At 47.6% G+C, this 21,825-nt stretch carries 21 protein-coding genes and 1 riboswitch; of the genes, 14 read left to right on the top strand and 7 right to left on the bottom strand.

Annotated elements, in window-relative coordinates; translation table 11 throughout:
- Window positions 1-2 precede the first annotated feature (2 nt).
- The gene (locus ADM98_RS02785; RefSeq protein WP_053452163.1) at window positions 3-1,454 is read left to right on the top strand and encodes a nicotinate phosphoribosyltransferase; all 1,452 of its coding nucleotides are present in this window, start codon (window positions 3-5) and stop codon (window positions 1,452-1,454) included.
- A 50-nt stretch (window positions 1,455-1,504) separates the two neighbouring features.
- On the opposite strand, the gene ADM98_RS02780 is transcribed toward ADM98_RS02785, so the two are convergent.
- Entirely contained in the window at window positions 1,505-1,831 is a 327-nt protein-coding gene (locus ADM98_RS02780) for a hypothetical protein (RefSeq protein WP_029342848.1), read from the bottom strand.
- 142 nt (window positions 1,832-1,973) lie between these two features.
- Here ADM98_RS02780 and ADM98_RS02775 point away from each other — a divergent pair, with 142 nt between their 5' ends.
- The gene (locus ADM98_RS02775; RefSeq protein WP_053452162.1) at window positions 1,974-2,465 is read left to right on the top strand and encodes a YwpF family protein; all 492 of its coding nucleotides are present in this window, start codon (window positions 1,974-1,976) and stop codon (window positions 2,463-2,465) included.
- On the opposite strand, the gene ADM98_RS02770 is transcribed toward ADM98_RS02775, so the two are convergent.
- Both ADM98_RS02770 and ADM98_RS02765 read right to left on the bottom strand, forming a co-directional pair.
- Window positions 2,462-3,052 (bottom strand): histidine phosphatase family protein, encoded by a 591-nt coding sequence (locus tag ADM98_RS02770; protein WP_053452161.1) that lies wholly within the window; start codon window positions 3,050-3,052, stop codon window positions 2,462-2,464. The two genes, ADM98_RS02775 and ADM98_RS02770, sit on opposite strands and share 4 nt — an antisense overlap.
- A 17-nt stretch (window positions 3,053-3,069) precedes the next feature.
- Window positions 3,070-4,059: an alpha/beta hydrolase gene (locus ADM98_RS02765; RefSeq protein ID WP_053452160.1), complete on the bottom strand. Its 990-nt coding sequence runs from the start codon at window positions 4,057-4,059 to the stop codon at window positions 3,070-3,072.
- Window positions 4,060-4,229: 170 nt separating this feature from the next.
- On the opposite strand from ADM98_RS02765, the gene ADM98_RS02760 reads away from it, so the two are divergent.
- Together ADM98_RS02760 and ADM98_RS02755 are read left to right on the top strand one after the other, a co-directional pair.
- Window positions 4,230-5,207, top strand: coding sequence for a metal ABC transporter solute-binding protein, Zn/Mn family (locus ADM98_RS02760; RefSeq protein ID WP_053452159.1), 978 nt, complete (start codon window positions 4,230-4,232; stop codon window positions 5,205-5,207).
- Between the two features lie 69 nt (window positions 5,208-5,276).
- A riboswitch (SAM riboswitch) is annotated at window positions 5,277-5,381 on the top strand.
- Between the two features lie 81 nt (window positions 5,382-5,462).
- A complete protein-coding gene (locus ADM98_RS02755; RefSeq protein WP_053452158.1) occupies window positions 5,463-6,773 on the top strand; it encodes a Na+/H+ antiporter NhaC family protein in 1,311 nt (436 codons plus the stop codon).
- Between the two features lie 40 nt (window positions 6,774-6,813).
- On the opposite strand, the gene ADM98_RS02750 is transcribed toward ADM98_RS02755, so the two are convergent.
- Window positions 6,814-7,017: a hypothetical protein gene (locus ADM98_RS02750; protein ID WP_053452157.1), complete on the bottom strand. Its 204-nt coding sequence runs from the start codon at window positions 7,015-7,017 to the stop codon at window positions 6,814-6,816.
- Between the two features lie 160 nt (window positions 7,018-7,177).
- Between ADM98_RS02750 and ADM98_RS02745 the strand changes: the two genes are divergently transcribed.
- Window positions 7,178-7,990: an aldo/keto reductase gene (locus tag ADM98_RS02745; RefSeq protein ID WP_050678472.1), complete on the top strand. Its 813-nt coding sequence runs from the start codon at window positions 7,178-7,180 to the stop codon at window positions 7,988-7,990.
- Between the two features lie 120 nt (window positions 7,991-8,110).
- Here ADM98_RS02745 and ADM98_RS02740 read toward each other — a convergent pair whose 3' ends face one another.
- The 3 genes from ADM98_RS02740 to ADM98_RS02730 form a co-directional block, all read right to left on the bottom strand.
- Window positions 8,111-8,572, bottom strand: coding sequence for a hypothetical protein (locus ADM98_RS02740; RefSeq protein ID WP_053452156.1), 462 nt, complete (start codon window positions 8,570-8,572; stop codon window positions 8,111-8,113).
- 86 nt (window positions 8,573-8,658) lie between these two features.
- Window positions 8,659-10,104 carry an alanine/glycine:cation symporter family protein gene (locus ADM98_RS02735; RefSeq protein WP_053452155.1) on the bottom strand — a complete coding sequence of 482 codons (1,446 nt, stop codon included), beginning with the start codon at window positions 10,102-10,104 and terminating at the stop codon, window positions 8,659-8,661.
- 183 nt (window positions 10,105-10,287) lie between these two features.
- Window positions 10,288-12,741 carry a CoA-disulfide reductase gene (locus ADM98_RS02730; protein WP_053452154.1) on the bottom strand — a complete coding sequence of 818 codons (2,454 nt, stop codon included), beginning with the start codon at window positions 12,739-12,741 and terminating at the stop codon, window positions 10,288-10,290.
- Window positions 12,742-12,940: 199 nt separating this feature from the next.
- Between ADM98_RS02730 and ADM98_RS02725 the strand changes: the two genes are divergently transcribed.
- The 9 genes from ADM98_RS02725 (at window position 12,941) to ADM98_RS02685 (ending at window position 21,772) form a co-directional block, all read left to right on the top strand.
- Window positions 12,941-13,468 carry a YbjN domain-containing protein gene (locus ADM98_RS02725; RefSeq protein ID WP_023469644.1) on the top strand — a complete coding sequence of 176 codons (528 nt, stop codon included), beginning with the start codon at window positions 12,941-12,943 and terminating at the stop codon, window positions 13,466-13,468.
- A gap of 156 nt (window positions 13,469-13,624) precedes the next feature.
- Window positions 13,625-14,809, top strand: coding sequence for a hypothetical protein (locus ADM98_RS02720; RefSeq protein ID WP_053452153.1), 1,185 nt, complete (start codon window positions 13,625-13,627; stop codon window positions 14,807-14,809).
- A 26-nt stretch (window positions 14,810-14,835) separates the two neighbouring features.
- Window positions 14,836-15,747: an NAD-dependent epimerase/dehydratase family protein gene (locus tag ADM98_RS02715; RefSeq protein ID WP_053452152.1), complete on the top strand. Its 912-nt coding sequence runs from the start codon at window positions 14,836-14,838 to the stop codon at window positions 15,745-15,747.
- Window positions 15,729-16,577, top strand: coding sequence for a lysylphosphatidylglycerol synthase domain-containing protein (locus tag ADM98_RS02710; protein ID WP_053452151.1), 849 nt, complete (start codon window positions 15,729-15,731; stop codon window positions 16,575-16,577). The genes ADM98_RS02715 and ADM98_RS02710 overlap by 19 nt, the downstream gene beginning before the upstream one ends.
- Window positions 16,574-18,010 (top strand): alkaline phosphatase family protein, encoded by a 1,437-nt coding sequence (locus tag ADM98_RS02705; protein WP_053452150.1) that lies wholly within the window; start codon window positions 16,574-16,576, stop codon window positions 18,008-18,010. The genes ADM98_RS02710 and ADM98_RS02705 overlap by 4 nt, the downstream gene beginning before the upstream one ends.
- Window positions 18,007-18,735 carry a glycosyltransferase family 2 protein gene (locus tag ADM98_RS02700; RefSeq protein WP_053452149.1) on the top strand — a complete coding sequence of 243 codons (729 nt, stop codon included), beginning with the start codon at window positions 18,007-18,009 and terminating at the stop codon, window positions 18,733-18,735. The genes ADM98_RS02705 and ADM98_RS02700 overlap by 4 nt, the downstream gene beginning before the upstream one ends.
- Window positions 18,732-19,466, top strand: a complete 735-nt coding sequence (locus ADM98_RS02695; protein ID WP_235504817.1) for a hypothetical protein — start codon at window positions 18,732-18,734, stop codon at window positions 19,464-19,466. The genes ADM98_RS02700 and ADM98_RS02695 overlap by 4 nt, the downstream gene beginning before the upstream one ends.
- A gap of 12 nt (window positions 19,467-19,478) precedes the next feature.
- Window positions 19,479-20,396 (top strand): FTR1 family iron permease, encoded by a 918-nt coding sequence (locus tag ADM98_RS02690; protein WP_029342865.1) that lies wholly within the window; start codon window positions 19,479-19,481, stop codon window positions 20,394-20,396.
- The gene (locus ADM98_RS02685) at window positions 20,393-21,772 is read left to right on the top strand and encodes a hypothetical protein (RefSeq protein WP_053452148.1); all 1,380 of its coding nucleotides are present in this window, start codon (window positions 20,393-20,395) and stop codon (window positions 21,770-21,772) included. Before ADM98_RS02690 ends, ADM98_RS02685 begins: the two co-directional genes overlap by 4 nt.
- The last annotated feature ends 53 nt before the right edge of the window (window positions 21,773-21,825 follow it).

The following is a 21,825-nucleotide window of genomic DNA, read 5'->3' as shown; positions in this document are numbered from 1 at the left end:
TCATGTTACAACGTAATCTTGCACTCCATACCGATCTATACTTACCGCGATGGATGTATATCTACTGGAAAGAAGGACGTCATAACGAACGTGCCGTCTTTGATGTCTACTATCGTTCAAATCCGTTCGAAGGAGGCTACGTCGTCTTTGCAGGTCTTGAGAATATCATCGAGTATATCCAAACACTCCGTTTCACGGAAGAAGATATCACGTACTTGCAAGAGATGATTGGCTTTCCGGATGAATTCAAGGATGAACTCCGTCAGTTCAAATTTAATGGCTCGATTTCAAGTGTCAAAGAAGGCGAGATCGTCTTCCCGAACGAACCGCTGATTCGAATCGAAGCACGAATCTTTGAAGCGAAACTCCTACAAACGGCAATTTTGAACATCGCGAATCACGAGTCGCTCATCGCGACGAAATACGCACGCATCCGGCAATCGGCTCCCCGTGCGAAGTTCCTTGAAGCAGGTGCACGTCGCGCCCAAGGGATCGATGCGGCTTATTTCGGAACACGTGCATCGTACCTGGCTGGTTTTGACGTCACAAGCCTTGCTTCAGCAGGACGCGACTTCGGCATTCCGTGTGGTGGAACGATGGAGCACGCCGACATTCAATTCCACGATGACGAATTGACGGCGTTCCGAACATTTGCTTCCCATTATCCGGATCAAGCGACGTTACTCGTCGATACGTACGATACGCTCAAGAGTGGTCTTCCGAATGCAATCACGGTCGCTAAAGAGTTACAAGCAAAAGGACACAAACTCCGCGGCATCCGAATTGATTCTGGTGACTTATCCTACTTGTCAAAACGCGCCCGCAACATGCTTGACGAAGCCGGCTTCCCAGAAGTCGACATCGTCTTATCAGGTGACCTCGATGAATACGTCATCCAAGACTTACGGATTCAAGGCGCACAAGCCAACACGTTCCTCGTCGGGACACGTGGCATCACGGCTTACGAACAACCAGCTCTCGGAATGGTCTATAAACTCGTCGCGCGTGAAGTAGAGGGCGAACTTATTCCTGTCATTAAAGTATCCTCATCCAAAGCGAAAACGACAACGCCTCATATCAAAGAAGTCTACCGCATCATCGATCCGGTGACAGATAAGTTCAAAGGCGATTACGTCACGTTGATGGATGAAGATCCATCGACACTCGAAGCTGTTGATTTAATCGATGTCCGGGACCCGTCGTTCCGTAACCGCGTCGAGCAATTCAAAGTCGAGCGGTTGCTTGAACCAATCTTTAAAGACGGCGAGTTGATCTACACGGTTCCAACAATCGAAGAGAGCCGCCACTTCCACGAAACACAGATTGGACGTCTGTGGGAAGAATACAAACGCCTTCGTTTGCCAGAAATCTATGCTGTGACCTTTAGCGACCGTCTTTGGAAGTTAAAACTCGACATGATTCGCGATACGCGACTCGCGAGTGGTTTAAAATAAGACACAAAAAAGCGCCGTTCCTCCTCCCTCAGGACGAACGGCGCTTTTTCTCATGTCAATCCTGCTTCGTTTCCGACAGGTGTCATTTCTGTTGGCGCTTGTTCCATCTTCTTACGAAAGTACCACGCGAAGCCAAGTGCACCTCCGATGAAGACGATATACGTTATGCGTTGACCGAATTCGGCTAAGGAATCCGCGTAAAAAATACTGATTAAATGATCACTTCCACTAATGAGTAGCAAACAGGCAATCAGGAGCGCAATGCGATATGCAAGCGTCGGGCGGTCTGTCGGTTCAGCATGCCAATACATGATGATATGGTGGGCAAGCAAAACGATACCCAGGATTCCTAATATTCCAATGAGTACTTGCGGCATAATGAACGATCCTCCTGTTAGTAGTATCTAGTCTTATTTAAACATAGTTCATACGAATTTCGTCAGGAAAAGTTTCCCGTCCCACATTCCGCACGGTATACTGTAGAAAAATCGTAAGCGATCAAGGGAGGGCAATTTTTTCATGAAAACCTTTAAATTATGCACATTACGCATTTTAATGGATGAATCCGGGCGCGATACAACGATTCCTGTCGCCATTCAGGACGGGTTGACGGTCAGCACCGAACAGACAGCACAATGGGTTGCAGAAATCGTCGTACCCTCTAGCGATCAGCCAATCGTCGATGAATTGTTCACAAAACATTTACGTGCTTTAATTGAAATCACGATCTCACGACCTGATAATGATCCTGCTGCGATGATCGTCACGCCCCTTGAACGGACTGCCTTAAGCGAACACGTCTCGTATGTCTTCACCGGTAAGATGGTCATGATGAAGAATGATTTATCCGAATCAATCTTACGCGAAGTCGTCGAGGACGGATTCGCCGGCGAGGAGCTCGTCCAAGAGTACAAGGATCGTCGTTCAAAACGTGGCGCGCATATTACGAGCATTGCGAAGGAAACATTCAAACAGTATTTAGCAGAACATCCGGAAGCACCGATTTCTTAAGGTTTCTCAACTTCATCCGTGATGTGATCCGCTACATTAATTCGATCAATCGTATAGTGATCCGTATAGTGGATATAATTCGCACACGCGTTTTTTAACGGTGTCCGGTAACTGAACGTCTCATCAATCGATGATAAGGCTGCCTTGATCGTATGTGAATGACAAACGATTAAGATGCGTTTGCCCTCATGCACTCGCGTCACTTCCTGTAACGCTTCGAACACGCGGTCCTGAATCGCTTGTTCCGTCTCAAGACCCGGAACGAGGTTCGTATCGTTCGCTTGAACCGCTTCATAAATCGCTGCGACCGGCTCACCGGAAGCTGCACCAAACTCGCGTTCAACGAGTCGGTCATCCGTCGCTGTGATCGTCAATCCGACAGCACGACCGATGATTTCAGCTGTCTCAACGGCACGCGATAACGGGCTTGCTAATAAGACATCCCACTCCTCATTTGCTAGATAAGCGGCGCTTAGCTCCGCTTGTCTTCTTCCTGTTGCATTCAATGGAATATCTTCTCTTCCTTGGATCCGTTCATTTAAGTTCCAATCCGTCTGACCATGCCGCACTAAACAAATTTCAGTCATGTCTCTGTCTCCTTCATTCAAGAAATATGACTGATTGTATCATGTTTTTCACTTGAAAGTTGTCGCGGTGGCAATAACAACACCTGACAGGTGAATCGTTCAATTCGTTCGAGCAGTCGCTCAATCTTTAATGGATTTTCGGTCTGTGCAAAACTAGCAAGTGAGTGGGTACCATTCGGAAAAGAAAACAAACGGACATCCGCTCCTACATCGGCTCCCTTCTCAACGAAATGGAGCGCTTGTGAAAAGGGAACGATTGGATCTTTTTTGCCATGCAGGAGCATGATTGGTGGGGCGTCTGATGAGAGATGCGTCACGGGTGAAACGTGGGTCATAAGTTTGCGCCATTCTTCCCGTCCACCTTTATAAAACTTAATGTGAGCGATCCAAGTCTGAATGAAATTAAACAATAAAAAATTCGTCGGTGGATATAAAGCGATGACACCACTGATCAATGGCATGTGTCCTTCATCGCGCTCCCCGACGAAAGCAGTTGGAGCAAGTGCCGTCGTCAGCATAAGTGCAGCTCCGGCTGAGTCTCCCCATACCATCATTCGTCCTCTTAGAATACGGAGATCCTCTGCTTCCTTGTTTAAAAAGCATAGCGCATCCCGTACATCCTCCAAGTTATCCGGAAAATAACTGCCGTCTTCGAACAAACGATAATCGATACTACAAACGGCAACTCCGAGTTCAAGTAGGCGATCAACGATTGGGCTAAAGCAGAACATGTCCTCGCGCTCACCACGAACGAATGCGCCACCATGCGCGTAGATTGCGACCGGAAACGGTCCTTCTCCTGGCGGATAATAGAGATCGAGTTGTAAGGTGCGGTCTCCCACTTGTTTGTAGGTGAGCGTCCGCGGTGCGAGTTGTTTTTCTGTGAGTGGCAAGGCGGGTTCAGTCCATCGAAGCAGTGCCCCATAATTGTTCCAAATGCTTGCTCCCGCTGCTGCCGTCGTCAATAATGCAGCTCCCCCCATTAGCCATGCAGTTTCACGTTTCACTTGATCACCTCCAATAAGACGTACCAGTTTCTTCACTTTATTACTCTTTTACCCCGTTTTAAAAGAAGTCGAACGTCTCGGTATTCCTACTTGACGCCTCCCGTACGTTCCGCTATAGTGAAAAAGTCCAAATCGGAACAATTACGTTTTAAAAACGGAGGTAACACATAATGAAAAAAGTCATTCCCGCTCTAACGGTCGCATTTGCGAGTGCAAGTCTCCTCGCAGCTTGCGGCTCAAACAGCGATTCGTCGACTTCAAATAACAAACAGACAGAAGTTTATACATCAACGTTCGCAACCGCTGCTATTGCTCGTGAAATCGGCGGTGATCAAGTCAGCGTCAAGATGATCGTCCCACCTGGAGCAGACCCTCACTCTTATGAACCCACCTCAAAGCAACTCACTGAAATCGCTAAAGGTGACCTATTCCTCTTGACAGGTACGACACTCGAACCGTATTCGAAAAAAATCCAAGAGAGCTTAAAAGGCACGGACGTCCGTTTCATTGAGACGAGTAAAGACGTTACCTTACTAGAATCGGATGCTACGCTTCACGCTCATGAAGAAGAAGGACATGATGATCACGCAACGGATGAACATGCGCATGAAGAAGAAGGACATGATCATGGAAAATATGATCCACACGTCTGGCTCGATCCTATCAACGCGAAAGCAATGGCACGTTCGATTACAATTGCTCTATCAAAAGAAGCACCAAAAGATAAAGCAACATTCGAGAAAAACTTAGAAGCCTTCGACCAACAAGCTGATGAGTTAGACGAACAATTCAAGCAAGCCGTCGCTGACGGATCGAAAAAAGAATTGCTTGTCACGCATGCCGCTTATGGTTATCTTGCAGAACGGTACGGATTTACGCAACTTCCAATCGCCGGAATTTCTCCTTCCGATGAACCCTCACAAAAGCAACTGGCTGCTTTAGTGAAAGAAGCACGCATGCATGATTTGAAATATATCGCATTCGAAGAGACTGTTTCCCCGAAGGTCGCGCGCGTCATCCAAAAAGAAATCGGAGCTGAATCCGTGACGATTCATAACCTAGAGTCGGTCACGAAAACGCAACAAAACAGTTCTTATTTCAAATTGATGGAAGAAAACGTCCAGACATTGAAACAAGCACTTCAGTAAAGTACAGTTGACACGCGTTACTCAATGCGGTACGGTAAGAAACGTGTTTTACAACAATTGAATGACTTCTTTTTATCGCGAGAAACGGAGGGACTGGCCCGATGATGTTTCGGCAGCGGACGATTTGATTCGTACTGTGCCAAATCCAGCAAGCGAAAGCTTGAGAGATAAGAAGAGCGTCTTTATTTTATAAAGACCTCCTTCTTTCTTGCGAAGGGGTCTTTTTTTGTATTTTTGAGAAACGAGGTGTCAACAATGAATGAAACGATTACGCCTAACAAATGGGCACTGCTTCCTCTCGTCGTATTCCTGGTCCTCTTTATCGGTGCCGGAATCTTTTATGACGACTTTTACAAATTCCCGATTCTTATCGCCGCTTTGATCGCTTTAATCTTTGCTGCAATCACAACGAAAGGGAGTATCAACCAGACCGTCGAACGGATTGCGACTGGTGCCGGGAATCCTGATATCATGATCATGGTCTTCATCTTCTTATTAGCCGGTACGTTTTCTGGTACTGCAGAAGCGATCGGTGCAATCGATGCAACCGTTAATGCTGCCTTGACGTTCTTGCCTCCCTCGCTCCTCATGAGTGGTCTGTTCATCATCGCCGCCTTCATTTCGATGGCAATGGGAACATCAACTGGAACGATTGCTGCACTTGCTCCCATCGCCTTCGGTATTCATGAAGCGACAGGTATCAATGTTGCCATCGCAGCGGCAGCTGTCGTTGGTGGATCGATGTTCGGAGATAACTTGTCATTCATTTCCGATACGACGATTGCTGCCGTTCGGACACAAAAAACGAACATGCGCGATAAATTCCGAACGAACTTCATGATCGTTCTCCCGGCTGCCATCTTGACGGTCATCCTACTCGCATTCGTGTCTGGTTCTGGTGACGTCGTCGAAGCAAAAGCATTCGAGTTCTATAAATTGATTCCGTACCTTGCCGTCATCGTACTAGCGATCTTTGGCGTCAACGTCATTCTTGTTCTCATCGGTGGTACGTTACTCACCGGCATCATCGGTATGATCGACGGTAGCTTCGGCTTAAGTGGATTCGTCCTCTCGATGTCCGAAGGGATGTTAGGAATGGCTGAGATTTCAATTTTGACACTCCTCATGGGTGGTCTCGTCAGCTTGATTACGTTCAACGGCGGAATTGCTTTCTTAAAAGAGACGCTGACACGCAAGATTTCACAACGTCGTGGTGCTGAATTCAGTATGGCAGCACTCGTCAGCGCAACAAACCTTGCGACGGCAAACAATACGATCTCGATTTTGGTCGCTGGACCACTAGCAGCTGAAATAGCAGATACGTATGAAGTTGATCGTAAGAAATCGGCGAGTATCCTCGATATCTTCTCTTGTGGTATTCAAGGCATCATCCCGTATGGAGCACAGCTTTTGATTGCAGCGGAGTTGACGAAGACGGCTTCTCCTGAACTGATTCCGTATCTGTTCTATCCGTTCCTACTCTTCATTTGTGGATCAATCGCCATCTTCTTCGGATTCCCACGCATGAAAAAGACATCGACGAAGCAAGAAAAAATTTCTTCTTAATCGACAACAGGTCCGATCGTCATGATCGGACCTGTTTTTATTATTTTTTCTGCTTTGCTTGTCTTTCTAAAATCAAATAGGCGATTGCCGGAAGTGGAAATTGAACGAGTCCAGCTCCTCCCCAAACCCATGGATTACGTCCTGACTTTCGAGCACTGAGAAACAGACTAACTGCTTGTGTGACCAACAAGGCACCAATACTGAGCCAAGCTCCCTTTGATAACTTTTTATTCTTTTGAGCCATCTTTTCTCCCCCTCTTTCTGACATACGGTCAGATTTTATGAATTCTCTTCTATTTTACCGCATTCTATTTCTCCATGAGCATGGAAACGGACGTCTTCGTTCGTTCATGCTAAACTAAACGAGCAAATCTAAAACTATGTTTTATGAGGAGGAGTAACACATGCAATACGCAAAACTTTCAAATGGTATTACGATTCCCCAAATCGGATTCGGTGTCTGGCAAGTAGATGAAGAGACAGAAGCACCTGCTGCTGTCGCTGAAGCACTACGCGTCGGCTATCGTCACATTGATACAGCTGCTGTATACAAAAACGAGCGCGGTGTCGCAAAAGGAATCAAGGAAAGCGGCGTGAAACGTGAGGATCTCTTCTTAACGTCAAAAGTCTGGAACGATGATATTCGTGCCGGTCGGACGAAGGAAGCATTCGCAGAATCGCTCGAACGTCTCGAAACAGATTATCTTGACCTCTACCTGATCCACTGGCCGGTCGAAGGCTATATCGAAGCGTGGAAAGCGATGGTTGAACTATATGAAGCAGGCAAGATCAAAGCGATCGGTGTCTCGAACTTCAAGGAACATCACCTCGATACATTGGCAGAAGAGGGCTTGATGGCACCAATGATCAACCAAGTCGAGTTGCATCCACAATTGCCGCAACACGAACTGCACGAATACTTGCAAGATCACAACATCCAAGTCGAAGCATGGAGCCCACTCATGCAAGGGAAATTCCTCGAAATCAACGATTTCAAGGAAATCGCAGAGAAGCACGGCAAGACACCTTCACAAGTCGTCTTACGTTGGCACCTCGACAACGGCATCGTCGCTCTTCCGAAATCCGTTACACCTGAACGCATTGCGGAAAACTTCGACGTCTTTGATTTCCAACTCGATGCAGATGATCTTGAGAAAATTGATCGTCTAGCAACAGACGTCCGCCTCGGACCGGACCCGGACGAAATCGATTTTTAAGTTAAAGGTTACTATAAAAGAGATGAACTTCAGTGTGAGAACATCTTGATTCATATGAATGAAGAGACCCGTTTCCAGTCCACGACTTGGAAGCGGGTCTCTTTTTATCGGTTGAGCTGATCATACGTAATAAATCAATATCGTATCTTCTGCTTCTTCCGCCTTCTGAAAATAGGCACGAAGATCAGCAAACTGTTCCCAGACATCCTCGAATTCTCCAGGTGTCCCGGCTTCATCATGAATCGAAGCGAGTGCCCGTTGATCGAAATTGCGCATCACTTCAGCGGAAATGATCAGAAGCGGTAAAGGAAGAATGCCGACGATTGCCGCTTTTTCTTCGTTGACGATCAACTCTTCGCCAACGATTGCTCGACCAAGATTATAGTGCGTGTTCTGATCGATATAGATATCGATTTGATTCATTAAATGGTAGATGGCGTTCGTCTGTTCGAGAGCAAATAATTGTTCATGATCGGGTTGTGTCTCATGAATGAATAAAATCCAGTCCATGATGATGTGGGGATCGTTTCCGAACGACTCCCAGACCGCATCTGTGACGCGGACGAAATGTACGTTTTCCATTCTCCCCCTCCCTTCTGTACTCTGTATTCCCTTTTTAAATTCGTTCTATACAAAAAAAAGAGCCAGATTTCTCTGACTCTCTTCTCTTATATCGCTTGTTCATCTTTTTCTGATTCCTGCCATGCTTCAAGCGTATCTTTCCCTGGCAAATTTGGAATCGAATCCGCATAGAATCGTGGCTCTTTTCCAGCTTTTCGTTGCCCGACATAATCTTCGAGCGCCAGTTTCGCGATTTTTGAAAGACGGAAGATCGCATACAGATTGACGACAGCCATCAGTCCCATGAAGATATCTGCTAAAGCCCAAACAAGGCTCGCCGATTCGACGAGGGATCCGAAAACGATCATTGCAAGCACGATTACTCGATACATCGTGATGATTTTCTTATCTTCACGGATGAAGTTAATGTTCGATTCACCATAGTAATAGTTTCCGACGACGGAACTAAACGCAAAGAGGAAAATCGCGAGTACCATAAAACCTGTCGCAAGCGATCCGACTTGTGACGAAAGCGCTCCCTGTGCTAAATCAATACCAGCTAAAGCATCGCCATTCGCATCTTTCGTCGGAACCCCACTGACGAGAACGATCATCGCTGTTGCCGAACAGACCATCAACGTATCAACGAAAACGGCGAACGATTGGATCAGTCCTTGTTTAACCGGGTGAGAGACCTCTGCCGTTGCTGCGGCATTCGGTGCCGAACCCATACCCGCTTCGTTCGAGAACAACCCACGGCGGATACCGTTCAAGAGCGCTGCCCCTACTGCTCCGCCTGCGAGAGTCTTTAACTCAAATAAACCTTCTTGGAAGATCAATTTAAAAATACTTGGCAGTACTTCAAGATTCGTCACCATGATATACAGCGCGATCAAGATGTAACCACCTGCCATAATCGGTACGAGGAATGAAGCAACCGTCGCGATACTACGGACGCCACCAAAAATGACGAGTGCAGTCAGTACGACTAATGCGACAGTAATCCACATCTTATCAAAACCATATTGATTTTGAAGTGAGAGTGAAATCGTGTTCGATTGCAAAGAATTAAAGACAAATCCAAATGAAATCGTAATCAATACGCTAAATAAGATTCCTAACCACCGCTGACCAAGTGCTTTTTCCATGTAGTAGGCAGGGCCCCCACGCCACGCCTTATCATCACGTACTTTATAAATTTGAGCGAGTGTACTTTCGACGAATGCTGACGCCGACCCAATCAAGGCAATCAACCACATCCAGAAAACCGCTCCCGGTCCACCGAGTGCGATTGCAGCTGCGACACCCGCAATGTTGCCGGTTCCGACACGGGCTGCTGTACTGATAGCGAATGCTTGGAACGGTGACACACCATCTTTCCCTTTATCCGTTCCTTGGAACAGTAAGCGTAACATCTCCGGTATCATCCGGAATTGAACGAACCGCATCCGGAATGTAAAATAAATCCCGAGTCCGACGAGTAAGATAATCAGCACGTTCGTCCATAACGTGTCGCTGATTCTATTGACCACATCCATTACCTGTTTCTCCATCCGATTGCCTCCACTTCCACCACATAGTTTCTCTTTTTAGATGTAAACTTTTTTCACATGTGAATTATCATACGCAATTTTTTTTGAAAAATCAAACTCATCCATACCTTAGACGACAAAAAACGTGTCAAACCTCACATCAGATGTGAGGTTTGACACGTTTTTATAAACAATCCTTTTAAATTAAATGAACAGATTCAGGTTAGCACCGTCCGTTGCACCAAGGTAACTCGCGACACCACCGTAATCAATATCATCGAGAAGTTCTTCTTTTTTGATGCCCATGATGTCCATCGACATGGTGCAGGCGATCATCCGAACACCCGCGGCTTGTGCTTTTGCCATCATCGTCTCAAGCGCATCAACTTGTTTGTCCTTCATGACTTTTTTCATCATTTTTTGACCGGCTCCTGCCATGTTCATGTTCGAGAGTGGTAGCTCCCCGGCGTGTTTCGGCATCATCATACCCATCATCCGCTCAATAGCCGCTTTTTCGACTGCTGGTGCGTCTGGTTTTCGAATGACGTTCAAGCCCCAGAACGTAAAGAACATCGTCACTTGTTTCCCCATCGCTTGTGCACCTTGTGCGATGACGAAAGACGCAAGTGCTTTATCGAGATCACCACTGAAAACGACCATCGTCGCATCATCTGCTGGATTGACCTGAACTGGTGCTACAGCAGCTGTCTCTCCTTGTCCTTTTTCCAGTAAAACCTCAACGACCCCTTGATTCATCTCCGCTGAATGGACGGTATGCCCTAATTTTTTCGCCCATGCTTGAACGTCTGGTAAGAAACCGGGATCAGACGCTTTGACGAAAATTTGCTCGCCGTCTGTCATTTGATCGATCTTTGTTTTTAACTCTAAGATTGGACCTGGGCACTGTAAGCCGCACGTATCGAGCAGAGTCACTTGTTCCGGTGCAGTCTTCGTTTCTGGTTCACGTTTCGTTACCGTCACAGCTGTCTCCTCCTTCGATTGGCTTCGCGCTTCTTGATCGCGATGAACGACCGACCATGTTTTGTAGCCGCCACTTAAGTTTTTCACATCATAACCGTGTTGTTGTAACAGTTGACTCGCGACATATCCACGTAATCCGACTTGGCACGTCACATAGATCGTTTGATCCTTCGGTAGATCATCCAACTTCTCACGTAACGTCGGTAACGAGATGTTGACCGATCCCGGAATCGCGCCTAATTCGTTTTCTGATGGTTCACGTACATCGAGTAACAAACCGCCGTTCGCAACGATCGCATCGATTTCGTGCCAATGAACGTTCGCGCTGTCACCAAGCACAATATTCGACGCGATATATCCTGCAATATTGACCGGATCTTTTGCTGAACTATACGGTGGTGCATATGATAATTCGAGATCTGGTAAATCGAGAACCGTCAATCCACCTTTGATTGCAGTTGCTAGGACGTCGATTCGTTTTTCAACGCCTATCATGCCAATTGCCTGTGCTCCGTAGATCGTTCCTTCAATTGGATCAAACAGTAATTTCATCGAAATCGGACTTGCTCCTGGGTAGTACCCAGCATGCGATCCCGGATGCAGGTGCACAGCTTCATAACGCAGACCGAGCTGACGCAACCGTTTCTCATTGTTACCTGTCGAAGCAACCGTCAAATCGAAGACTTTTGCTACTGCTGTTCCGAGTGTGCCGCTGTACCGGACGTCGCGCCCAGCGATGATATCAGCGACGAGACGCCCTTGACGGTTCGCTGGCCACGCGAGTGGCACATGTGTTGCTTCCTTCGTGATATAGTCTTTAACTTCAATCGCATCACCAATCGCAAAGATCGATGGATCAGATGTCCGCAGTTGATCATCAACTTGAATCGTCTGCTTGATTCCAAGCGTTAAACCAGCATCCGCCGCGAGAGTACTCTCCGGTGCGACCCCAATCGACAGAATATTCATTTCTGTCGCAATCACGCGTCCGCTTGTTAAGACGACACGACGACCTGCCTCTTCAAACCGAGCGACACCATCTTCTAAAATCAACTCGACGCCTTTTGCACGCAAGTGTTCATGAACGATTGCCGCCATTTCCGGGTCGATTGGAGCCATGACTTGATCTGCCATTTCGACGAGAGTGACGCGCGCTCCTCGTTCAGCAAGATTTTCTGCCATCTCAAGACCAATGAAACCACCGCCGATGACAAGTGCTGTATCAGGGCGCGTCGTATCGACGTATTCCCGCATCCGATCCGTATCCGGGATGTTGCGTAGCGTAAAGACGTTCGTCGCATCACTCAGTCCCGGAATGTTCGGACGAATCGGTTTTGCACCTGGAGAAAGAATCAGATGATCATACGATTCGTCGTATTCTTCACCCGTCTCGACGTTGCGGATCGTGATTGTTTTCGCTTCACGATTGATGCGAATCGCTTCCGACAAATTGCGGACGTCTAAATTAAACCGCGCATGCATGCCTTCAGGCGTCTGGACGAGTAATTTATTGCGATCCTTGATGACATCTCCGATATAGTAAGGCAGTCCACAGTTTGCGAACGAAATCTCTTTTCCCCGTTCAAGCAAAATGATTTCTGCCGTTTCGTCAATCCGACGCAGTCGTGCTGCTGCCGTAGCGCCACCAGCGACGCCGCCTACGATGATCGTTTTCATCTGATGATTCCTCCTTGAGTTTCTATCTGTCACCTAATATACCCTGTTAGGTATGCCATTTCAAGTCAGTTGCTCGTAGATTCACAAACAAGACATATCTCTGCCTTTTGTATTTTCTTCCTATCTTAACGGACATTAGTTGCAATTCCTTCTGAAATGCTTGAAACTGAATTTATAGTATATAAAGGGGGATTTTGCAATGGACCAGGAACGTAACTCGAACGAATCAAACGAGAATAATAAAGTGACACCGATTCACCAAGATCGTCAACCCGAAACAAACGAACAAGGAATTGCACCGCAACAGCAACAACACTTGGAAGCATTCCAAGCTTTCCTCGTGGAAAAAGGCATTCCAATGGAAGCACGTGAAAATGAAACACACGTCTTCTTCATGACACAAGAAAAAACACCTGCTGGAGCAGAACCGATGATGATGATCGTCTTCAGTAAGACGACAACAGATGTCGAATTGTTCGCTCGTACAGTGACACACGTACCAGACGGTGTCGAGGATCTTCCGATTCTTAACGCCATCAACGACTTTAACCAAGAGTTCAAATACTTCCGCGTCGTTCTCGATAGCGACCGCGATGTTACAATTGCATCAACGATCGACCTTGATCACGGCTTCAATCCAGCTGCGATCTTCGGACATTCTGTCATGATGTTCCAAGCATCAGACGAAGTCTACACGTATTTGACAAAACTGTATGAACAGTTCTGATTTTTCATTTCTGAATGGCTTTGGAGCCCCGCTCCAAAGCCATTTTTTTATTTAAAGTTCAATTGACAATGAGAATTATTCTCGCTATAGTTAGATTGGTGAAAACGACTACATGGCGGAAAACGTCTTATTAATTCTTCTGGGGGAATCACGATTATGAAAAAGCGTTTAAAAGTAGCGTCGATCTTCATGGTAGCCGGTATCTTGGCTGCTTGCGGTTCGAATGAAACGGATACGACTGCACCGAAAAAAGAGAAAACGGAACAGTCGACAGAAACAAAATCAGCGGATGCAGGAATCGCTGCAACGACACTGACAGATGAACTGACAATCTTCAGCTCAATCAAAACAGAACTCGATAAAGCAAAAGAAGGACAAGCGATTGATTGGAAGATGGTCAAGACGAGTTATGAATCGAAATTAAAAGGTGGCGTCGAGACGACAGCACCAGAAATCGAACAAGTCATCCAGTCTGCTTTAGCCGGTGTCGAAGCGAAAGATCTCGATGAGAACATCGCTCGTCAACTCGTTGATAAAGGTCTACAATCGTACTTCTATAAATTACAAAAAGCAACGCAAGCAAAAGCTGAAGAAGCACTCGTTGCGGGTAAGCCAGAAGCTGCAACAGAAGCACTTAAGGATATTGAAGCGATGGCAAAGACCGTCTTCATTCCAACAGCTGAAAAACGTGACGCGAGCTACGGCTTTAAAAACGAAGACGCAATCGCTCAAGCCATCACATCTGGTCTTGCAGCTCAGCAAGAAGCCATCGACGCGAAAGAAATCGGTGACTTCAATGTAGCGAAACAAGTGACGGATAAATCGATTTACCGTTCCTTCTACTTGGCTGCACTCGGTTATGCACAAAAAATCGAGGATGGCGTTAAAGCTGGTACGGACGAAAAAGAATTACAAATGGAACAAGCAGAAGGATATGGTTTCCTGCTCGCGATCGAAGAATCATTAGCGGGTGGAGATGAAGAGGCTGTCAAAACGTTAAAAGAACGGTATGACTTCTCGAAGACAAAACCGGCTGACGTCTCTTACAAAGAAATTGAAGGTCTATTTGCGAAAGCATTAACAGAAAAAGTCGACGGTTATCATGAAGAAGCACAAGAGGCGCTCGAGAAGAAAGATATTGATACAGCACGCGCAGAAGCAATGGAAGCTAACATGTTCGTCGTTGCGATGAAACCAACACTTGAAAACCGTCTGGGTAAAGAAAAAGCAGCACAAGTCGCAAAAGACGCGAACGACTGGCTCGCACTCGTTGAAAAAGGTGACGTTAAAGCTGAGACGACAGGCGAACGGATTACGGACGCTCTCGAACCACTCAACTAAGAACGATATGGAAACGGAGGGATAAGATGAATATCGGAATTACAGGGGGTGCCGGCTTCATTGGTGCCGCCCTTGCCCTCCGGCTTAAGCAACATCATACCGTTCATGTACTGGATGCCTTTACGGACTATTATGATATTCGTTTGAAAGAAGAGCGGGCAAAAGCATTAAGAAGCGCTGGTGTTATTGTTACAACGGGGGACGTTCATCATGATCTCGATACATGGATGCAGCCATCGTTTGATGCTATCTTCCACCTCGCAGCGCTTCCTGGTGTTCCGCGTTCGCTAGAGGAACCGCATCATTATATTCGTGAGGACATCGATATGACGGTGACCTTGTTAGAAGCCGCAAAAAGACATGGCATTCCGCATGTCTTTTTCGCGTCTTCTTCTTCCGTTTACGGGGAACAGACGGGGCCGCTCAAAGAAGACCAGGCAACGGGACATGTCGCTAGTCCTTACGCGGCAGCCAAATATAGTGCCGAAAGCTTTTGTCATGCGTATGCTCATTTATATGATTTAAACGTAACGCTGTTTCGTTTCTTTACCGTCTACGGTCCATCAGGTCGTCCTGATATGGCACTGTATCGTTTCATTGAACAGGCGTTACGCGGGGAGTCCCTCACTATCTTCGGAGATCCGGTACGTGATTTCACGTATATCGATGATATTACGCGTGGTATGGAGCAAGCCCTACTCGCTCATGCTGTCGGAACGTACAATCTAGGTGCGAATCAGCCGGTTTCTGTACGTGCCTTAGCGGAACGAATCGGTCAACGATTCAATGTACCTGTGCATACTCAGGCTGCCCGACGCGGGGACGTGACGATGACATGGAGTGATACGACAGCTGCAAAGATAGCATTCGATTATCAACCGTCAGTCGAGATCGATGTTGGACTGGAGCAGGTGATCGCGTGGCATCAAAATCGTTGATTCGAACGCTTCTGTATCTGACCCTTACCGGATTCGTCATCTTTTTGCTCCTGCGTTTTTTCCTTGAGTTGACGGTCTCTTATCGGTATATCGAAGCATTATTCAAGAGCCCGTGGACGATACTTGCCACCTTGACGTATGCATTCGCCTTTTATTTACGAGCGATTGCCTGGCGTCGCGCCGATGCGAAACGTGTACCAACCGCTGTTTATCTATCAAGCCTTTATCTCGGACTGACGATCAATCATCTCTCACCGATCAAACTCGGAGAGATGATTCGACTGATGACGGCTCGCGCCATCGGTAGTCCTTGGAAACAAACAAGTGCGATCTTCGTTTTACAACGAAGTATTGACTTGATCGTTCTGTGCACATTCATTCTGATCGGTTGGTTGTTTCATCCAATCGTCTTGCTCGTCGCGCTCCTTGCGACAGGGTTATTGCTCGTATTACGTCGACCGCACCTCCCTTCCCTCGTTCTGTTCGGAACGCTCGCTTGGGCAGTCGAAGCACTCGCCGTCTTTTTCCTCTTGCATGGAGCAAGTGTCGATGTGTCCTTTCCGACGACCTTGATCGCGATGAGTGCCGGTGTCTTATCTGGTGTGATTCAGTTCACGCCTGGCGGGCTTGGTACCTATGAACTCGCGATGGGAACGGTCTTACGACAAGCCGGTGTTACCCATGCGTACGACGTTGCCTTAATGACGCACTTCTTTAAATATGCGTTTGCTTTTCTCGTCCCGCTGTACGTCCTCGTTCGCCATCCGGCTACGCTCCGGTTGTTGGTTCGTCAGCTCAAATACACTGATTGGAAAGGAGGAAGACGATGAAAAGTGCTTCTCGCTTTGAAAAAGTCGCAGCGCGCGCCTGGAACTTACTCAATGAAGGAAAACCCTTCACACCAATTTTTACGATCGGCGTCTTCTTGACGTACGCCTTATGGACGCAGATCCCACTCTCAGATGTCGGGTTCGGTTTCATCGTGACGCTTCCTTTGTTCATCTTACTTTGGCGTTATGATTTCCCGTTATTTTTACGCAACTACCTCTGGATTCCGATCATCGTTTGGCTGTTCCTTCGTGGTACGAATGCTGATTATTTGCCTTTATTCGCCTATGGTGCGGGTCTCTATTTCTTCTTCACGGTCTTTTTCTGGGGAACGATCTATTATCATCTCCGAATCGGAACACGCTGGACGAACTTCACGCGTTTTTGGAAACTCGTTCTAAAAAATAGTGATTCAACGAGTGGTAACGCACAAGAACAGCTCCCAAAGGTTGCTTTGTTGCTCGCGTATTGGTGGACAGCAAGTGATACGGCGACATTCGACATGACGTTCGTCTGGTTTCCAATTGGTCTATTCATCTTTGCTTGGATTTTGCATCATTACCTCTTTGACTGGAAACCGAAGTTGCCTGAGACGATGACGGTCGATGCCGATCTCCCGACTTCAGAAAAAGTCTACGTCCTGATCGTTGACGGGATGCGCAAAGATCGCTACATGGCAGCAAACACGCCGTTCCTCGAACGATTGCGTCAGGAAGGAACGGAATATACGAACATGGAAACCGTCTATCCTGCCCGGACCGTCGTCTGCTTCAGCTCGATGTTTACAGGTGCTCGCCCAGAAGACCACGGCATTCATTCGAACATGGTCTGGAACACGACAGGTGTCAAAACGGATACTGTCTTCGATCGTCTTCGTGCCGTCGATAAATCCGGGAAAATTCTTGGTATCGCTCACCTTGTCGATGCGTTCGGTTCAACCGACGTACGGACCGTCACAGCCGTCATGCATAACGATGTTGCGGACCGGAATATCGTGGAACGTGCCAAACAAATCGTCCACGAAGAAGACCCGGATCTGCTCGCAATCCAGTTGATCGGAACGGACCAAACGGGACATAGTCGAGGCACACTCTATTCCGAGTATGTTCAAAAAATCGAGGAAGCAGATGCGCTCCTTGCTGAGTTTTGTGAAGAACTCGATCGTCTCGGTAAACTCGAGGATGCGACACTCATCGTCATGGCGGATCATGGTCAAGCGGACGGAATCGGTGGACATGGTCACTTAGATGAGGGCGAACGATTCGTTCCCTTCTGGATGTATGGAAAGAATGTGCATGCCGGTCTAAAAGTGGATACGCACCGCCATATCCTGTCACTCGGACCAACGATTACAAAAGTACTAGGCGCAGACATCCCGCACGATAGCCGTGGTGTTTTGCTGACGGAAGCGTTCAAGGAGGCGACATCTAAATGAAAATCATCGTCTTTTTACCTGCCCACAATGAAGAAGTTTCGCTCCCCCTCGTCTTGAAACGAATACCCGATATGATTGACGGTATACCAGTCGAGACCCTCGTCATTGACGACGGTTCGACAGATGCAACGAGTGCGATTGCACGCCAACACGGTGCACACGTCTATCGGTTCGAGCAAAATCAAGGACTCGGCGCGGCAGTCCGCGAAGGACTCCGCCAGTCGCACGAACTCGGAGCTGATGTTGCCGTCATGATTGATGCCGATAACGAGTACCCTGCTGATCAAATCCCGGATATCGTTCGACCGATCCTAAACGATCAAGCAGACTACGTGTTCGGTTCTCGTTTCCTCGGTACCGTTGACGGGATGCGACTCTATCGCTATATTGGAAATCATGTCTTTACGTGGCTACAGTGTCTACTGCTGAAACGCAGAATTCATGACGGTCAAAGTGGGATGCGGGCGTTTTCGCGTGCAGCATGTCATCATGCTGAGATCATTCATGACTATAACTATGCGCAAGTATTGACCCTCAATCTCGTTCGAAAAGGGTTCCGCCTTCACGAAGTCCCGATTCGTTATCGGGTCCGGGAAGCCGGAAAGTCTTTTATTCGTTTGAATTATGTCCAACGTGTTCTCCCAGCGATTTATCGGGAGTGGCGACGACCTGTCACACAGCTTAGCGTTGAAGAACGCTCAGAACGAAAGGAGCACCTCGGATGAAACGCCTTCTTTTGCTACCGCTCCTCCTACTCTCACTGTTCGTGAGTAATTCCACGGTTTCCGCTTACAGTTACGGTGACCCAGGAAAGGAAGCTTTTGCGGAAGCGTATAAACAATTTGAAGAACAACTCGATGCGAAAGATTACGCGCTTGCGAAAGAAACGCTTGCCGCCTATGATAAAGAGTTCAAACTGTATTTCCCTGAAGCGAAAGCGAAGATTGATACGGCTCTTGAAAAAGAAGATGCTGAGGCTGCAAAACAAGCGTACCGTGTCGCTCTTCGCCAAAATATCGAACGTCGACTGCACTTTGCTGAAGAGCAGTTCGAAGATTTCGGGCAAGCGAAACTCTTACTCGCGAAAGCTCGTGGCACATACGATGTGCTCGCACCATACGTCAAGGAAAGCAAGGATGCAAAGACATCCGATGACGTGTATACTGCATTTGATGAATCATTAAAGGCACTCGGAAACCCTGGACTGTTTGGTGTCGGGAAAAAAGCGAGTGATGAAGAATCCTTCAAGAAAAACATTACGATGATCGAAGATACATTAACGCCTCTCTTCGTCCTGCCAGGTGAAGAAAAAACAGGCGTCTTCACAGAAGAAGATTCCTTCCTCGGTCAAACGTTCGGAACAGACGCGATCTGGAAGTTGATTGCGCTCGGACTTGTCGTCGTACTCATCGTCATCGTCGGCATTGGTCAATGGAAGAAGAAACGCCGCTCATAAGGAGGAAGACAGATGGATTTTCAAGCGTTTTTGATTACGCTTCGGGAGTGTCTCGAGGCTGTTCTCATCGTCGGTTTAATCTTAGGTTATCTCGATCGATTGAACGCCCCGCAATATAAGAAATGGGTCTATGCCGGTGTTGGACTAGCGCTTCTTGCTAGTCTTGGTGTCGCGTTCTTGTTCCAAGTCGTCTTCACGAGCTTTGCAAGCTTCGGAAGTGATACGTATCTGCGTCTCGGTATCATGATGGTCTCTGTCCTTCTCTTAACACACATGGTGCTGTGGATGGGTAAGGAAGCGAAAGAGAATCAAAAGGCTTCTCAAGCAAAAGTCGCCGCTGCCGTCTCGACAGGTAGTGCGATCACGATGATCATCCACTCTTTCCTCGTCATCGTTCGAGAAGGAATCGAAACAGTCTTTTTCTTCGCTGCCATCTCAGGTGGGGAAATCGAGAAAGTCCTGACAAGTTACGGTGCGGTTTCCGGTCTCTTACTCGCATTGATCTTCGGATACTTATTCGTCTCAGGATCAATGAAAATCCCAGTCAAACGCTTCTTCCAAGTAACCGGTGTACTGATCCTGTTCATCGCTGCAGGCATGCTCGTCCAAACGATCGGACGATTCCAAGACCTCGGTCTGCTCGGTAGTTTATTGATGAACGCTGATGGAACACCCGCTGCTGTGTATAACATCGTCGGCTTCATGCCGGAGCATTACATCGATCAGGTGCAATACCTGCGTGATACCGGCAATTCGACATTGATCAGTGGGCAAATCGGAACGTTCATGGGCGCGATGTTCGGGTATAGTCATAATCCATCTCTTGAACAAGTCGTCGCTTGGTGGGGCTACTTCGCCTTTGCTGGTTGGATGTTACTCCGTCAAAACAAACCATCGAAGTCATCGAAGTCCTTACAGGAGGTTTCTTGACCGTTCGAAGCGATCGTTCACGTCCGCGTGGACGATCGCTTTTTTGGATTACCCTTCTGTTCATCGGTGGCTGGATCGGTTTACGCATCATTTACGTCAGTCCATTCATCGCAAGCTACGATATCGCGAACTTCACGCTTGCCGTGACCGATTATGATTTGGCAGATTTACGCCCCCACTTCCCAGGTTATCCATTTTTCATTTTATTGGCGAATCTTTTTCTCCCACTAACGATAGCTGTCAAAGCGCTCGGTCTCGTCTCTACACTTGGACTAGCAAGCGCCCTGTTGCCACTCTACTGGCTCTTTCAGCGTCATGCTTATGACACGACTCGACTAATTGCAGCCTTTACGGTTCTCTCTACTGCTTCACTCGTTACGTTCGCTGCAACAGGGATGTCCGATGGACTCGCACTCGGATTACTCATCTGGTATGGCTGGAGCATCGAACACGCACGGCATCAGATTCGCCGCTGGCTCCCATATCTCTTATTCGGTTTACTGATGGCGACGCGCTTGTCCTATGCGCCGTTTGGTTTTATGCTCCTGTTCCTGCTATGGCAGGTGCGAAAGGATTACTGGCAACTCTTATCTGAGTGCGCGTTGCTTCTGCTTGCGCAACTCGCTTGGTTGCTCCCGGTCGCTTTTTCCGTTGGCGGTCCTTACTCGTTTCTTCAACTCTCGCTTCGCTTCGTCAGTGGTCATTTTTCCGACTGGGGTGGTTCTGTTCAGACCGATGACGCCTCGATCTTCCAGCGATTCATCAAGACGCTTCAGCAACTCTTCTGGCATGGCATCGGCTATGGCACGTGGATTGGGTTGCTGTCCGGGATGATGCTGTTCTTACGCAAACGTTGGACGATCGATCTCGCTTGGGGGACGACGGCTGGACTCTATTTCATCTGGGTCTGGCTCGGACAAAATATCGATAAGCCCCGTCATGTCTTACCGCTCGTGCTCCTACTTCTCGTCTGGTCGATTCGTCAGCTCCCGTTACGGATGTACCTGCCGTTTCTAGTCGTTCAGTTAACAATCGGTAGCTTAGCGTTGAACGAACAAGCAACGCGTCCGCCAGCAACGATTGAACTAGCGCGTTACGTGACGACCCTTTCACCCGGAGCAACCGTCTTCACGGATGAAGAAGCACGACAGTTCGAGTCCGAACGACCGGATGCTTCAATCGTTCCGATCGGTTCCGTCAGTAAATGGAATGCAGAACCAAAATCCGACCAGATTTACGTAACTGGTCGGTTGCTCGAACGTCTTCATGCTCAAGGTGTTCGACCAAAAGTCAAACCGGTCGTCCGCTTTACGAGTGATTCCCGCTACGAACCGGAAGATGCACAAGCGATGCTATATCAGTTAATAGCACCTTGATCGCATCACTGTATACAAACGAAAAACCATGTCGACTCCCGAATGACTCCGGG

This window comes from Exiguobacterium sp. BMC-KP, assembly GCF_001275385.1.
In the GTDB taxonomy this organism is placed as follows: Bacteria; Bacillota; Bacilli; order Exiguobacteriales; family Exiguobacteriaceae; genus Exiguobacterium_A.
This window is presented reverse-complemented; position numbering and strand designations above follow the sequence as displayed.

Bases quoted from the DNA above. Each gene is read 5' to 3' on its own strand.
- ADM98_RS02785 (WP_053452163.1), top strand. From the start codon at position 3: ATGTTACAACGTAATCTTGCACTCCATACCGATCTATACTTACCGCGA.
- ADM98_RS02780 (WP_029342848.1), bottom strand. From the start codon at position 1,831: ATGCCGCAAGTACTCATTGGAATATTAGGAATCCTGGGTATCGTTTTG.
- ADM98_RS02775 (WP_053452162.1), top strand. From the start codon at position 1,974: ATGAAAACCTTTAAATTATGCACATTACGCATTTTAATGGATGAATCC.
- ADM98_RS02770 (WP_053452161.1), bottom strand. From the start codon at position 3,052: ATGACTGAAATTTGTTTAGTGCGGCATGGTCAGACGGATTGGAACTTA.
- ADM98_RS02760 (WP_053452159.1), top strand. From the start codon at position 4,230: ATGAAAAAAGTCATTCCCGCTCTAACGGTCGCATTTGCGAGTGCAAGT.
- ADM98_RS02755 (WP_053452158.1), top strand. From the start codon at position 5,463: ATGAATGAAACGATTACGCCTAACAAATGGGCACTGCTTCCTCTCGTC.
- ADM98_RS02750 (WP_053452157.1), bottom strand. From the start codon at position 7,017: ATGGCTCAAAAGAATAAAAAGTTATCAAAGGGAGCTTGGCTCAGTATT.
- ADM98_RS02745 (WP_050678472.1), top strand. From the start codon at position 7,178: ATGCAATACGCAAAACTTTCAAATGGTATTACGATTCCCCAAATCGGA.
- ADM98_RS02740 (WP_053452156.1), bottom strand. From the start codon at position 8,572: ATGGAAAACGTACATTTCGTCCGCGTCACAGATGCGGTCTGGGAGTCG.
- ADM98_RS02735 (WP_053452155.1), bottom strand. From the start codon at position 10,104: ATGGAGAAACAGGTAATGGATGTGGTCAATAGAATCAGCGACACGTTA.
- ADM98_RS02730 (WP_053452154.1), bottom strand. From the start codon at position 12,741: ATGAAAACGATCATCGTAGGCGGCGTCGCTGGTGGCGCTACGGCAGCA.
- ADM98_RS02725 (WP_023469644.1), top strand. From the start codon at position 12,941: ATGGACCAGGAACGTAACTCGAACGAATCAAACGAGAATAATAAAGTG.
- ADM98_RS02720 (WP_053452153.1), top strand. From the start codon at position 13,625: ATGAAAAAGCGTTTAAAAGTAGCGTCGATCTTCATGGTAGCCGGTATC.
- ADM98_RS02715 (WP_053452152.1), top strand. From the start codon at position 14,836: ATGAATATCGGAATTACAGGGGGTGCCGGCTTCATTGGTGCCGCCCTT.
- ADM98_RS02705 (WP_053452150.1), top strand. From the start codon at position 16,574: ATGAAAAGTGCTTCTCGCTTTGAAAAAGTCGCAGCGCGCGCCTGGAAC.
- ADM98_RS02700 (WP_053452149.1), top strand. From the start codon at position 18,007: ATGAAAATCATCGTCTTTTTACCTGCCCACAATGAAGAAGTTTCGCTC.
- ADM98_RS02695 (WP_235504817.1), top strand. From the start codon at position 18,732: ATGAAACGCCTTCTTTTGCTACCGCTCCTCCTACTCTCACTGTTCGTG.
- ADM98_RS02690 (WP_029342865.1), top strand. From the start codon at position 19,479: ATGGATTTTCAAGCGTTTTTGATTACGCTTCGGGAGTGTCTCGAGGCT.